A 13,639-nucleotide genomic window follows, 5' to 3' on the forward strand; every position below is an offset into this window, starting at 1 on the left:
AGCGGCAGGCACATCGGCCAAGTGGTGGACGTTCTGATCGAACGGCGGCGCGGCTAACGGGGCGGGCGAAGCCCTACCCGTTAACGCCGGCCATGCCGCCGGCTACGCCCCCGGCGCAGCCGCGGAGGGCCGCCGCTATGCCGGCGGCCACTGGATCGTGCCGCTGGTGGACGCGCGGCGCGGCCAAGCCTATACGGCGCTGTTCGGCGTGCCGGCGCCGGGCGGGCTGCCGGAGCGTCTCGTCCCCGACGCGATCCGGCTGATGGACGATTGGGCCGGCGAGCTCGCGCTGCAGCTCGAGCAGCTGCAGCCGCACGAACGGCCGGCCCGCGTCTGGTTCGTGGGCGATACCGCGAAGCACGAAGCTGCGCTGGGGAGCCTGGCCTCCACGTTCGGCGAGCGGATGCAGATGGTCCCTTATGAGCTGGAAGGCGTATGGATGGGCCTTGCGGGCACCGAACGGTCCAAGCTGCCGGAGGACGACGTCCACGCGCTCGAGCCGAATTATACGCAACTGGCCGAAGCCGAAGCCAAACGGCTCCGGAATGCGTAGGGAGAGGGAGGCGGCACAGCTGGAACCGGACAATATTACTTTCCGCAACATGAAGTTGGGAGACATCCCGGATATCATGGTGATCGAACACGAGTCGTTTACGTTGCCATGGAGCGAGGAAGCGTTCCGCAACGAGTTGACCCATAACCATTTCGCCCGGTACCTCGTTATGGAGCAGCGCGGCGAGCCGATCGGTTATGCCGGCATGTGGACGATACTCGATGAAGCCCACGTGACGAACATCGCCGTCCGCACCGCATACCGCGGGCACCATTTAGGCGAGCGGCTGCTGCGCCGAATGATGGATTGGGCGGTCGAGCTCGGCATGATCCGGATGACGTTGGAGGTTCGCGTCTCGAATACGGTTGCCCGCTCGCTTTACGGCAAAATGGGTTTTACGCCGGCCGGCGTACGAAAAGGCTATTATTCCGATAATCATGAAGATGCATTAATCATGTGGTGCGAGCTGCCTGTATAGCAGACGGCATCAGAGGAAGGAAGCGAAAGTCAGTGGTGAAGCTGGAACAGGATTGCTATATTTTGGCGGTGGAGACGAGCTGCGACGAAACCTCCGCCGCCGTCATTAAGAACGGGACCGAGGTACTCTCCAATCTGATTGCCAGTCAAATCGAAACGCACCGCGCTTTCGGCGGCGTCGTGCCCGAGGTAGCCTCCCGCAAGCACGTCGAGAGTATTACGCTCATGCTGGAGGAAGCGGTGCGCCAGGCCGGCATTCCGCCGGAATCGCTGTCGGCGGTCGCCGTGACGGAGGGGCCCGGCCTGGTAGGCGCGCTGCTCGTCGGGATCATGGCCGCCAAAAGCCTCGCTTTTGCCCTCGACAAACCGCTGATCGGCGTTCACCATATCGCCGGCCATATTTATGCCAACCGTTTGGTTCAGGACATCCGCTATCCCTCTATGGCGCTGGTCGTTTCGGGCGGGCATACCGAGCTGGTGCTGATGGAACGGGAAGGCAGCTTTCGGTTATTGGGCCGAACGCGCGACGATGCCGTTGGCGAAGCTTACGATAAAGTCGCCCGGGCGCTGGGTTTCCCTTATCCGGGCGGACCGTTCGTGGACAAGCTGGCCGGGGAGGCGGAGGAAGCGGAGGAGTTGCCGCGGGCCTGGCTGGAGCCGGATTCTTACGATTTCAGCCTGAGCGGTTTGAAATCTGCGGTGCTGAACGCGGTAAATCAGCATAAGATGCGTGGTGAGGACGGCTATCAACCGGCGATCGCACGCGGGTTTCAGGAATCGGTGATCGAAGTGTTGGTCGAAAAAGCGGTGCGCGCCGTTCGCGCCACCGACTCGCGCCAGTTGCTGCTTTGCGGCGGCGTTGCCGCAAACCGCGGCCTGCGCGCGGCCTTAACGGAACGCTGCGCACGCGAAGGGATCGAACTGCTGATCCCGCCGCTGGCTTATTGCACCGATAACGCGGCCATGATCGGGGCCGCCGCTTATCTCAAGTGGACACGCGGGGAATTCTCCAATCTGGAGCTGAAAGCGGAGCCTTCGTTGTCGCTGGAGGACTGGTCCGTGAGGGTTGATCCGATCGTTTAAAACCGGTCGCTTATATCTTGATGCCTGAGCTTACGAAAATATAAAAGAGGCTTCCCAAAAGGGTTCGGCATAATGGGAACGCCCCGATTTACACACGAAGGACCTCAAATTCCTCAACAAAGTGGAAGATGAGGTCCTTCTTGATAAGCACGACCCTGGGCGGGGCTCATAATTTTACGCTTGCCACAGAGCTTAAGTAAGCCTAAATTCATCGCTTTGCGATTTTAACGCTTAACACAGTGCTTATTATCATTTTTGTTAACGAAATCATAAGTTTTCGTTGCTGCGGGAGATGATTGTTCAATATATGTCGTCGCCGTACGGGAAGTACGACCATCCTTGGCCGACAATGATGCGGAGGGGAAGCCGATCGTTTTCACCGGCTATGAGTTCGAATTGACGCGTGAAGCTTGGTTTGCCGATCGGTCATGAAAAATTACTCTTCAACACGAGCAGCAAGGCAAGGGCCTTCCGCAACGTATCGGCGGGAAGGCCCTTTTTTCGCGGTACGCCCAGCATAGGCGTCATCTCTAGGGTGAAAGTCCCGAAAGGGGGCTGGCGAGCGCCTACCGTTAGCCAAGGGCAAGGGTGTCCATTACGAGATGGCATCCGAAGGTTTTACATGTAATGGTAACCCTCTCCCCGTGGTACAGACGCCATGTATCTTTAACTCGACTTATTCCCTGTTTTTGGTATGATTAGAAAAAGGAATCTTTGTTGTTTTATAGGTAGTTTTCCGAAACAGTTCCTATTGTGTTTAATTACCGGCCGGAGGTACTAGATGACCCCTTTTAAAAAGTTTTTTAGAGTAACGAAATGGCTTGTGATCCCTATCTTATTATCTATTGTTGTTCTTAGTCCCTTTGCCGGAAATTTTCTCGTCATTCATGATAATCCTCAAAAATCAGATGTAATCATCGTTCTCAGCGGTGGGAGTAATAACTTAAACATCGGGATTGAATTATATGAACAGAAGTATGCTCCCCAAATCATGGTATCCAACGCCCTTGATTATGATACGATCGGCACAATGAAAAAAAGAAAAATACCGTCCACGTCCGTTATTTTCGAAACAAAGGCAGACAGCACTTATACGAATGCCATATATACCAAAGATTTAATGATCAAGCATCGGTTAAACTCCGCAATCATTGTAACCCCTGAATACCATATGCGTAGAGTCAAATATCATTTTGACAAGGTGTACAAAGGGACAGGGATTACGTTTACGTACACTTCCGTAGAAACTCCAACCTTTCATCCTCATCAATGGTGGCTAGACAACAGTAGTAGAAGGATTGTTATTAACGAATACAGCAAATTCGTTGGAAATATCCTTGGGTTTGAAGGAAATGAATACAAAAAAATACTTTTTTTTGATTAATCTTAACCGATAAGAATCATCATAATCCGTTGAATGGAGGGTGAACATGAATAAGGACTTAGCTTCTATTGAGCTGCATAATAAGAAGAAGCGGAGAAGAAGGTGGTTTTGGATTCCGATTGTGATATTGCTTGTCTTGCTTGGCAGTGGAATCTACATCGGGTCTAAAATGATGTCTTATAAGCATGTCCCGCTTGATGCTACAGATGAAGAATTAGGGATTCATTCGTTTTCACCTCCAAAGGGAACAACAGATACAAAGTCATCTCCTTCTCCTTCTACCATCCCTAACGAAGGAAAAATAATGAACATTGCGCTATTCGGCACAGACAACCGTGACGAGAATGAGAGGGGGCGCTCGGACACCATGATTATTCTTACTCTTGACTTTCAACTACAGAAAGTAAAGATAATTTCGTTAATGAGGGATCTTTGGGTTCCCATTGATTCTCACGGCTTTGCCAAACTGAATGCCGCATATGCATATGGCGGTCCCAAACTGGCCATCAAGACGATCAATCAAGTTTTTGGCACTGATATTCGAGATTATATTTCCGTGGATTTCTTTGTGATGGAAAAAGTGATTAATTCGATCGGTGGAATTCAGATCGACATAAAGCCGGAGGAAGTAATCGTAATGAATCAATATATTAGCGAAATCTCGTCCCTTCAAAAGAAGGAGCCAGATCATTTAACGAACGGTGGAACCCAAACCTTAAACGGAATTCAGGCAGTCGCCTATTCACGGGTACGATATGTCGGAAATGGCGATTTTGAGCGGACGGAACGTCAACGCCGGGTACTGAAGGCGATTGAAGAGAAGATGAATTCCATGGGTGTCGCTAAGATTCCCTCGCTTCTTATGCAAATTATGCCGGATGTCGAGACAAGTCTGAGTCGATCCGAGCTTTTAACGCTCGGTTATCAATATTTTCAGGATGGACCTATGACAACCGAAGAGGAGCGCTTCCCGATCGACGGATCTTGGAAAGCGGGGAGAACCTCTGGCGCCTGGATTATGGAGGTTGATTTGGAGGAAATAAAAGAACAAGCTCAGCATTACATCTATGAAGATGTAAAACCAAGCTTGTCGCGGTAATTCAATTCATGGATCTTTCGGCCCGAATGAAGGCGATAAATCGCTTTGCTTCTTCAGGCGTTAATTCTTTGCCATCAATGGTAAGGGTAAATTTCTCCAAAATATGATCGTCCGAAAGCTCCAGGCTATCCGCGAATTCCTGGAGTTCACCCTGGGATTCATGTGGGATATCCTCGTCACGTCCAAGCAAATAATCGACTGATACCTGAAAGAAATCGGCGATTTTACGAAGCGTGGTGTAATTAGGTTTTCTTCTGTTCTTCTCGTAATGCGACAAGACGGCACGGGAGATCTGCAGTTGAAGGGCCAATTCTTCTTGCGTTAGCTTTCTCTGTTCTCTCAAAGCTGAGATTCGTTCACCGTAATTGTTCATAAATATTCCCTCAAATCTTTGTTGTTAAAATATTCTTACCCGATACAGATTTTCTAAAAACCAGACAAATACAAAAAAACATGCTTGACATGATACAATTCGTATCATAAATTTAATTTACATAGAAAAAAGCTACTAATCGTATCGGGTGTTGCTTTTTGGGACTTAGAAATGAGGTTTGATGAAGCTAATAGAACAACAATCATCGTGAGCTTGTTGGGCAATATTACCCCTAATGTAAATGCACATTTATAATAATCTATTCTATATCAAATCACACAGGAAAGCCAATGGATATATCCAATAATTTCTAAAAAAAATCTCGAAAATTATCTAATCGAGGCTGGGTGAAAATGTGAGCGCAATTACCGGAATTCTTAATTATGATACATCCCATACTCATCGAAGTGATGCTGAAGCACTGATGCAGGCCTTGCAGAAATACCCTACCGATCAGGTGCGAACTTGGTTTGATGAGAATCTCTTTTTCGGTTGTCTTGCCCAATGGGTTACTCCTGAATCCACGCATGAAATATTGCCTTATTACGACTCCGAACGAAAGCTTTCGATCACGGCAGATGCCATCATTGACAACCGCATCGAGTTATTTAACTTGCTGCAGGTTGAGCATGAGCGGCGAAAAAGCATGACTGACAGCGAACTGATTCTACTCGCTTACCATAAGTGGGGAGAGGAGACGCCAAAGTATCTGGTCGGAGATTTTGCCTTTATGATAGGGGACCAAAGGCATGAGAAGCTTTTTGGTGCGAGAGATTTTTCCGGAACCCGAACGCTCTACTTTTACAGAGACCCTTATCGATTCGCCTTCTGTACCGTAATAAAGCCTCTACTTACACTTCCCTACATAGACAAGGGGCTGAACGAGCAGTGGATCGCCGAATTTCTGGCTATTCCGATTACCACCGATGCGGTGGATACAACATCTACGGTTTATAAGCGGATCGAACAGGTTCCTCCCTCCCATACCATAACGGTAATGAACGGGAAGGTAGCATTCAGAAGGTACTGCACCATTGAGACGGGGGAGAAGTTACGGTTATCGTCGGACGGGGAGTATGAAGAAGCATTTCGCGAAGTATTTCAAGATGCCATCCATTCTCGAATCCGGACTGATCGTGCGGTTGGTGCCCAATTAAGCGGAGGACTAGATTCCGGCTCGGTCGTCAGTTTTGCCGCCAAGGCGCTGCAGGCCCAGAATAAGCAGCTTCATACCTTCAGTTATGTGCCCGTCGAAGATTTCGATGATTGGACACCGAAAAGCCGAGTTGCCAATGAAAGACCTTATATCCGTTCCACCGTGCAATACGTTGGAAACATTGCCGATCATTATTTGGATCTTCAGGGGAAAAGCCCACTGTCTGAGGTGGATGATTGGCTTGATACATACGAGATGCCTTTTAAATTTTTTGAAAACGCCTATTGGATCAAGGGGATTTATGAGTCCGCCCGGCAGCACGGAGTAGGCATGCTGTTAAATGGACAGAGAGGCAACTGGACGATATCGTGGGGGCCGTGTCTGGATTATATGGCCGTTTTGCTGAAAAAAATGAGTTGGCTCCGATTTTATCACGAACTGAAGCTTCATAGCAGTGTCGTAGGCGTAAGACGATCAAAGCTTCTCCCGGTTATCGCACGGAAAGCCTTCCCCTTCGTTCAACATCTATCCGTGAATCATGAAGATCCGTTCCCGCAGTTGATCAATCCGGAGTTTGCTAGAAAAATGAACGTGTTTGAAAAATTGCAGCAGCACAACATCGATGCCTCGGGGACTTATCGATCTAATGCCTATGAGATCCGAAAGAGACAGTTCGAGAAGTTGTATTTCTGGAACATTAACGGAACATTCGGAACGAAAATGTCTCTGCGCTACTCCTTGTGGGAACGAGATCCCACCAATGATTTACGGGTCATCAAGTTTTGTTTATCCGTCCCGGAAGATCAATTCGTTCAGAACGGCGTAGGCAGGTCACTGATAAGGAGATCCATGAAGAATCATCTACCCGACGAGGTGAGGATGAACGTGAAGACTCGCGGCGTTCAGGGAGCTGACGGAATCCACCGGATGAAACCGAGCTGGGACCTATTCATGGAGGAACTTCGGCGGGTTAGCACGGATGAGGAAATAGCTCCTTTCATCAACATCAAGTTGGTTAAGGAAGCGGTGACCAAGTTTCAGTCAGGCCCCGAATCCAGTCATATCTTCGACGACGATTTTAAAATCGCCATGCGAAGCTTGATTTTTCACAGATTTATGAAGAAGTTTACGTAACCAACTTATAACTCTGGAGAGGGGGTGAGAACATGAAACAAGTATGGGAAACGCCAGAATTGGAAGTGCTCGATGTGAAAATGACTTTGGCTGGTCCAGGGAGAGCGATCCCTGACGCGGTGCAGCCAGATGAAGATGATGTGGTCAATTACAGCTAATTTCTGCAATTTTTATTATCATCAAGGCACAATAGCCCTTATACATTTTGATGGTGTATAAGGGCATTTTATTGCTGAGTTGGAGTGAAGCGAATGATCCTGACGGAACAAATGGCCGTTTATAAAGCTTTCGGATTAACCATATCTAGCGATGTTTTGTTTCCTGAATTGCAAGGGCAGCAATGCCAAGATGTCGATCAAGCCGATATTTCGATCCAAATCGCTGATTTGTCTGGGTTATGGACCAAGATCGAGGGAGAGGAGAAGACACTTGTCGTAAGGGACAGTATCGTTATGTTCAAACTGCCCGATATAGGTATCTTTTGTATTCAAGAGGGTGACATGATCCAGTTTACCCCTGTTCACGGATCGGATCCGAATCAAGTGCGCTTATATCTGCTTGGTACATGTATCGGAGTTATCTTGCTGCAGAGAAGAATCCTCCCGCTTCACGGGAGCGCAATTGCCATTAACGGAAAGGCATATGCTGTAGTCGGAGAATCCGGAGCCGGCAAATCTACGCTTGCTACCGTTCTGTTGAATCGGGGTTATCAGCTTTTGAGTGATGATGTTATTCCGGTTATGTTTACGGAGGAAGAGATGCCTCTGGCAATGCCATCCTACCCTCGGCAAAAGCTCTGGCAGGAAAGCATCAGTCAGTTAGGAATGACTAGCGGAGATTATCAGCCTTTGTTCGAGAGAGAGACGAAGTTTTCTATACCGGTTGCTTCGCGTTTTCATCCCGATCCGTTACCGCTTGCCGGTATTTTTGAACTCGTCAAGAACCAGGAGGATCAGCTTGGTTTGGGGCGGATCCAAGGCATTGAGCGACTATCGGTCTTGTATCGCCATACCTACCGAAAGACGGCTATCGCTCCTTTAGGGTTAAAGGAGTGGCATTTTAGGACATCCGTCCATCTAACCAATCGGATTGATCTTTTCCGGATGATCAGACCGATTACCGGCTTTACGGCACATGAGTTGGCGGATTCCATCATTTCCGAAATCCATACAAATAGTATCATAAATTAATATCAATTAGCGGTGATACAAAATGTATCAGAGTGAAGGAGTGAATCCATAAATAATGAATGATCTGATGGCAAAAGGTAATACGATTTTTCAACGAAGCGGTTACCTGGTCAGCGACATGGATGGGGACAAAGTCATGATGGGCATCAATACGGGGAAGTATTATAACCTCGGTAAAGTAGGCGGGAGAATCTGGGAACTGGTGTCTACGCCGGTGACGGTTACTCAGCTTGTGGATGCCCTTGCCTCCGAGTATGACATTGATCGGGAACTTTGCGAGGAGCAGGTTATCTCTTTCCTGACGCGATTATCTCAAGAAAATCTAATTCACATTGAAGAAGCAAGAGTATAAATCGATGTGGAAGCAGGTATGGAAATGGATTTGTTCCCCCCAGGTTAAGCGGAAGCTCTTTTTAGAGGCCTTCTTTTTCTTAGCATGGGCGCGTATCTTGAAGAGTTTACCCTTCTCCAGAGTAGCTCCGACCTTAGGCACCCCAATGGTGGAAACGCCTCTAGCTAATGATCCAAGGAATGCGCCGATCTTAAGAGAAATCTCCTCTGCCGTTTGCAAGATGAGCCGTCATACGATCTGGGAAAGCGCGTGTATGGTCAAAGCGGTGGCCGCAATGAAAATGCTGGAACGGCGAGGTATAGAATCAACGCTATACTTAGGAACGGCTAAGGACCATTCGGGCAAAATGGTTGCCCACGCCTGGTTGCGCAGCGGCCCTATTTATCTCACAGGATTCGAGGAAATGAAGAAGTTCACGGTTGTTGCAAAATTCGGAAAGCAATTGAAATCCAATCAGAGTAGAGAAACCGTAAAGAATCAGGAAATTGTGGGTTAGTCTCGTATAAGAGGAGAATCAATGAAAAATATACTACTATTCGTACGAAAAATGTATGATTTTGCAGGAATGAAATTGATCATCAATTTACTCAGCATGATCATGATCAGCCTGCTTGACGGGATCGGTATCTTCCTGCTTGTACCCATGCTCGGTTTAATCGGGATCTTTCAACTGTCTACGGAAGAATATTCGTTTTTCGTCATTTTCGATACCGTACTGAAGGAGATCCCAGAGACGTATCAACTTATCGTTATTTTAGGGAGCTTTAGCGTTATCATTGCGGCGCAGGCCTTGTTTCAGAAATATCAGTCCGTATTGGATGCCAAGATTCAACAGGGCTTTATGCGAAGCATCAGATTAGATATTTATCAAGCTCTGCTAAAGGCGAACTGGGTTTTCCACCTAAAACGAAGGAAGTCTGATTTTCAGCATATCCTAACCTCTGAACTAGGTAGAGTTAATCAGGGGACGACTCTTTTTTTACGGCTGCTCACATCCATGACTTTCATGGTGATTCAGATCGGCATCGCGCTCTGGTTATCCGCCAAGATTACCCTGTTGGTTATTCTGTGCGGGATCTTGCTGGCGTTGATATCGCGAACGTTTATTCAATATTCTCGAGAATACGGAAACCGAACCACCGAGCTGGCAAAACGTTATTACGCCGGTATCAATGATCAGTTTAACGGAATTAAAGATATAAAGAGCAATATGCTTGAACGGTCGCAAATTTCCTGGTTTCATAAATTGAATCGTGACATCGAATCCAATGTCATTAAGCAAATGAGAATGCAATCGAATTCCCAGTTATTATATAAAGTTTCTTCGGCGATTCTAATCGGCGTTTTCATTTATATATCCTTGAAAGGTTTCCAAGCGCAGACCGGCCAGCTGATGATCATCATCATTCTTTTTTCGCGGCTATGGCCCAAATTTACGGGCATTCAGTCCAATTTGGAGCAAATGGCATCGGTGATTCCTGCTTTTAAAAACTTGGTTGATTTGCAGCAGGAATGTGAAAGGGCTGTTGAAACGATCGCTTTGGAACACTCCCGCAACCAGAGTCCGTTGCGGATTACGGAAGGCATCGAGTGTCGCAACCTATTTTTCAGATATGATCAAAATGGTCAAATGTATGCTCTGAATAATGTGAGCTTGTTTGTTCCTGCCAATCAAATGACCGCGATCGTCGGTAAATCCGGAGCTGGCAAAAGCACCTTAATCGATACATTGATGGGACTGATATGGCCTGAAAGCGGGCAAGTACTCGTTGACGGAACCCCGCTTACGGATGAAAGGGTGCTTTCTCTAAGAAAATCGATTGGTTATGTTTCGCAGGACCCGTTCCTGTTCCATACAACCATTAGGGAGAACCTCCTGATTATGAATCCGGATGCGAGCGAAGACGATATATGGGAAGCATTGAGGTTATCCGCTGCGGATGAATTTATTCGGCTGCTACCGCTCGGTTTGGATACCGAAGTTGGTGACCGTGGCGTCAGATTATCCGGAGGCGAAAGGCAACGATTGGTATTAGCAAGGACCATCTTACGAAAGCCTTCCATTCTTGTACTTGATGAACCGACAAGCGCCTTAGACGTTGAAAACGAACAAAGAATCCAAGACGTTCTTAACCGACTTAAAGGTGAGATGACCATCATTGTCATTGCACATCGGTTATCGACGATTCGAAATGCGAATCAAGTGATTGTCTTGGAAAATGGCAAAGTCATACAGGAGGGAGGGTACCAGCAGCTTTCACAAGAAGCTAGTGGCGTATTTGGCAGGTTATTAAAATATCAAACGGAGATGAAGGTTTAATCAAAGAAACCGAATGTATGCGCTTTCGATGAAATGTGACAAAAGTCAAAAAAATTTGCTTGACATGATACAAAGTGTATCGTAAAGTCGAATTATAAATCAAAAATGATACAAACAGTATCGTAAAGCTGGCATGATCAAGTGCAACTAAACTGGAAGGAAAGCGTGAAATGATCGATATTCACTGTCACATTTTACCTGGTTTGGATGACGGATCTAAGGATATAGACCAATCGATCGAAATGGCCATGCAAGCAGAAGCACAAAAAGTACGGAGGATCATAGCCACTCCCCATCACGCGAATGAGTTTTATTGGAATGAGTCAGATCAAGTTCTTCATGCGATCAAGCGTCTGAATGAGGCACTGGTTCAGCGTAACCTCTCTCTGCGTATCCTCCCTGGTCAAGAAATTCGCGTCTATGGCGAAATACTAAATGATTACCGGGAAGGGAGATTGCTTACTTTAGCGGGGAGTAGATATTTGCTGCTTGAGCTGCCTACGATGCAAATTCCGGTTCAAGTATTAAACTTAATCGATCAACTTCGAATGCTGGGGTTGATTCCGATTATCGCTCATCCAGAACGGAACTTTGCCATTTTCCAAAATCCGAAGCGGTTATCCGAACTAGTCGAGCGGGGGGCATTAAGCCAATTAACGGCACACTCGATTGCGGGCAAAAGGGGAAAGAAGCTTCAAGAATTTTGTTTGGATTTGTGCAAGCAGCATTTGATTCATTTCATTGCCTCCGATGCGCATAACGTATCCAACCGTGGATTCTTACTCCGTGAAGCATATGAGACGGTGAATCGAACACTGGGAAAGGAATTTCGAAATTATTACATGGAGAACTCGGAAAAACTGGTGGCTGACCTTCCCATCGAAATGTTAATGCTTGAAAAACCCAAAAAGAAATTCTTTTTCTTTCATTAAATGAATGGATGGAAATTAAAACCATGCGGGAGGAAGATTAAGATCATGAGGGATTCGTCATTGGATTTGGACCTTAAGGATTACGCCGCAGTTTTGTGGAAAAGAAAGTGGCTTATCGCGGCTTGCGTGATCGTCGGATGTTTGGCAACGGGTTTATATAATTACTTTTTTACGAGTCCCAATTATTTAGCCAACTCGAAGATCATCGTGAATCAATCGAAGGAAAGCAAGGACTTAGCCGGGCAGCTTAGCATTAATGAGGTCAACTTAAATATACAGCTGGTGAATACATACAAGGAGATCATAAAAACAAATGCAGTCATGGACCGGGTTGCACAACAGCACCCTGAGTTAGGACTCACGGCGGAACAATTAATTGGAAGAATTCAAGTCGGAACGGTCAATGATTCGCAAGTGATGACTTTATCGGTTCAAGATCATTCCTATGATAATGCCATTAATACGGTTAACGCCGTGGCCGCCGTATTTAAAGAAACGATACCAACCATTATGAGCGTTGACAATGTGGAGATTCTTAGTGAATCGAAAATTGCGTATGACGTTTCTCCAAACCCGATTAAGTTGATTATGGTTGGATTTATCGTAGCGCTCCTATTTTCCATCGGAGTCTCATTCCTTCTTGAATACCTCGATGATACCGTGAGAAGCGAAGCCGATATTACAGGGCTACTTGGAGTACCTACGTTTGCCGCTGTGGCTGTGATTACAAGAAAGGATTTGGTCTCACGGCAAGAAAAACAAAGCAAACCTGAAGTGGAGGGAGCTCCTTATGCGACAGTCAATTCATAAATACCCGTTGATCATGGATATGAATCCGAGATCCTTCATCGCGGAATCGTATCGTTCGCTCCGGACGAATATCGAGTTTTCTTCGTTCGATGATGAACTGAAGACGATCGTCGTGACTTCAGCAAAACCCGGAGAAGGAAAAACGACAACAGCGGTCAACATGGCGCTTGCTTTCGCCCAAGCTGGAAAAAGTGTGGTGCTGATTGACGCGGATCTGCGCAAACCATCCATTCATCACATTTTCAACAAACATAATAAAGGCGGTCTTTCCAATATCATTGCAAAAAAACATCTGATTCATGAAATGATTCAGGAAACGCACATTGAGCATTTATCGATCATCCCGTCGGGACCGCTGCCGGCTAACCCTTCGGAAATGCTTTCCTCTGATGCTTTTTCGGAGATGCTCAATGAGCTCAAGATGAATTATTCCGTTATTATTGTCGATTCTACACCTGCCCTAACGGTTACAGATGCACAGGTTGTCGCGGCCCAATGCGATGGCGTGATTCTCGTTGTGAACTCAGGTAAAGCCAAGCGCGATTCCGTGATCAAGGTGAAAGAACAATTAGAATACGTCAAAGCAAGACTACTAGGCGTAGTTCTTAACAATGTAAAACGCCACCGAAAAAATAAACGAGAGCAAGCCTATTATTAATAGCGGAGCGGGAGAGTTTGAAACCCGATCATGGATTAGCCACACCCAATATATAGGTTATACCTATTTAATATGAGGTAGTTATAGGTAATGTCTACTACACCTTTATCAAATGTAG

General features: G+C 46.8%; 15 protein-coding genes. 14 read left to right on the plus strand and 1 reads right to left on the minus strand.

What is annotated here, in order from left to right; all coding sequences use genetic code 11:
- The first annotated feature begins 262 nt into the window (after positions 1-262).
- From ACQ4N8_RS07130 to ACQ4N8_RS07150, 5 genes are all read left to right on the plus strand, one after another.
- Positions 263-553: a hypothetical protein gene (locus ACQ4N8_RS07130; protein WP_430703647.1), complete on the plus strand. Its 291-nt coding sequence runs from the start codon at positions 263-265 to the stop codon at positions 551-553.
- The gene (rimI, locus tag ACQ4N8_RS07135; RefSeq protein WP_430703648.1) at positions 546-1,031 is read left to right on the plus strand and encodes a ribosomal protein S18-alanine N-acetyltransferase; all 486 of its coding nucleotides are present in this window, start codon (positions 546-548) and stop codon (positions 1,029-1,031) included. The genes ACQ4N8_RS07130 and rimI overlap by 8 nt, the downstream gene beginning before the upstream one ends.
- A gap of 32 nt (positions 1,032-1,063) precedes the next feature.
- Positions 1,064-2,113, plus strand: coding sequence for a tRNA (adenosine(37)-N6)-threonylcarbamoyltransferase complex transferase subunit TsaD (gene tsaD / locus ACQ4N8_RS07140; protein ID WP_430703649.1), 1,050 nt, complete (start codon positions 1,064-1,066; stop codon positions 2,111-2,113).
- 781 nt (positions 2,114-2,894) lie between these two features.
- The gene (locus ACQ4N8_RS07145) at positions 2,895-3,497 is read left to right on the plus strand and encodes a YdcF family protein (protein ID WP_430703650.1); all 603 of its coding nucleotides are present in this window, start codon (positions 2,895-2,897) and stop codon (positions 3,495-3,497) included.
- A 46-nt stretch (positions 3,498-3,543) separates the two neighbouring features.
- Positions 3,544-4,596, plus strand: coding sequence for an LCP family protein (locus ACQ4N8_RS07150; RefSeq protein ID WP_430703651.1), 1,053 nt, complete (start codon positions 3,544-3,546; stop codon positions 4,594-4,596).
- A gap of 1 nt (position 4,597) precedes the next feature.
- On the opposite strand, the gene ACQ4N8_RS07155 is transcribed toward ACQ4N8_RS07150, so the two are convergent.
- Positions 4,598-4,969, minus strand: coding sequence for a helix-turn-helix domain-containing protein (locus tag ACQ4N8_RS07155; protein ID WP_430703652.1), 372 nt, complete (start codon positions 4,967-4,969; stop codon positions 4,598-4,600).
- Between the two features lie 355 nt (positions 4,970-5,324).
- Here ACQ4N8_RS07155 and ACQ4N8_RS07160 point away from each other — a divergent pair, with 355 nt between their 5' ends.
- The 9 genes from ACQ4N8_RS07160 to ACQ4N8_RS07200 all read left to right on the plus strand — a co-directional run bounded on the left by ACQ4N8_RS07160 (position 5,325) and on the right by ACQ4N8_RS07200 (position 13,521).
- Positions 5,325-7,259, plus strand: a complete 1,935-nt coding sequence (locus ACQ4N8_RS07160; protein WP_430703653.1) for an asparagine synthase-related protein — start codon at positions 5,325-5,327, stop codon at positions 7,257-7,259.
- Between the two features lie 32 nt (positions 7,260-7,291).
- Positions 7,292-7,417, plus strand: coding sequence for a paeninodin family lasso peptide (locus ACQ4N8_RS07165; RefSeq protein WP_430703654.1), 126 nt, complete (start codon positions 7,292-7,294; stop codon positions 7,415-7,417).
- Between the two features lie 93 nt (positions 7,418-7,510).
- On the plus strand, positions 7,511-8,449 hold the full coding sequence (locus tag ACQ4N8_RS07170) for an aldolase (RefSeq protein WP_430703655.1): 939 nt from the start codon (positions 7,511-7,513) through the stop codon (positions 8,447-8,449).
- A 55-nt stretch (positions 8,450-8,504) separates the two neighbouring features.
- The gene (locus tag ACQ4N8_RS07175; RefSeq protein WP_430703656.1) at positions 8,505-8,801 is read left to right on the plus strand and encodes a lasso peptide biosynthesis PqqD family chaperone; all 297 of its coding nucleotides are present in this window, start codon (positions 8,505-8,507) and stop codon (positions 8,799-8,801) included.
- Between the two features lie 4 nt (positions 8,802-8,805).
- The gene (locus ACQ4N8_RS07180) at positions 8,806-9,297 is read left to right on the plus strand and encodes a lasso peptide biosynthesis B2 protein (protein ID WP_430703657.1); all 492 of its coding nucleotides are present in this window, start codon (positions 8,806-8,808) and stop codon (positions 9,295-9,297) included.
- A 21-nt stretch (positions 9,298-9,318) separates the two neighbouring features.
- Positions 9,319-11,121: an ABC transporter ATP-binding protein gene (locus tag ACQ4N8_RS07185; protein ID WP_430703658.1), complete on the plus strand. Its 1,803-nt coding sequence runs from the start codon at positions 9,319-9,321 to the stop codon at positions 11,119-11,121.
- A 170-nt stretch (positions 11,122-11,291) separates the two neighbouring features.
- A complete protein-coding gene (locus tag ACQ4N8_RS07190) occupies positions 11,292-12,053 on the plus strand; it encodes a tyrosine-protein phosphatase (protein ID WP_430703659.1) in 762 nt (253 codons plus the stop codon).
- 45 nt (positions 12,054-12,098) lie between these two features.
- Positions 12,099-12,863 carry a YveK family protein gene (locus ACQ4N8_RS07195; protein ID WP_430703660.1) on the plus strand — a complete coding sequence of 255 codons (765 nt, stop codon included), beginning with the start codon at positions 12,099-12,101 and terminating at the stop codon, positions 12,861-12,863.
- Complete coding sequence (locus ACQ4N8_RS07200) at positions 12,844-13,521, plus strand: CpsD/CapB family tyrosine-protein kinase (protein ID WP_430703661.1); 678 nt, start codon at positions 12,844-12,846, stop codon at positions 13,519-13,521. Before ACQ4N8_RS07195 ends, ACQ4N8_RS07200 begins: the two co-directional genes overlap by 20 nt.
- Positions 13,522-13,639 lie beyond the last annotated feature (118 nt).

The sequence above is a fragment of the Paenibacillus macerans genome (genome assembly GCF_050565405.1).
GTDB lineage: Bacteria > Bacillota > Bacilli > Paenibacillales > Paenibacillaceae > Fontibacillus > Fontibacillus macerans_B.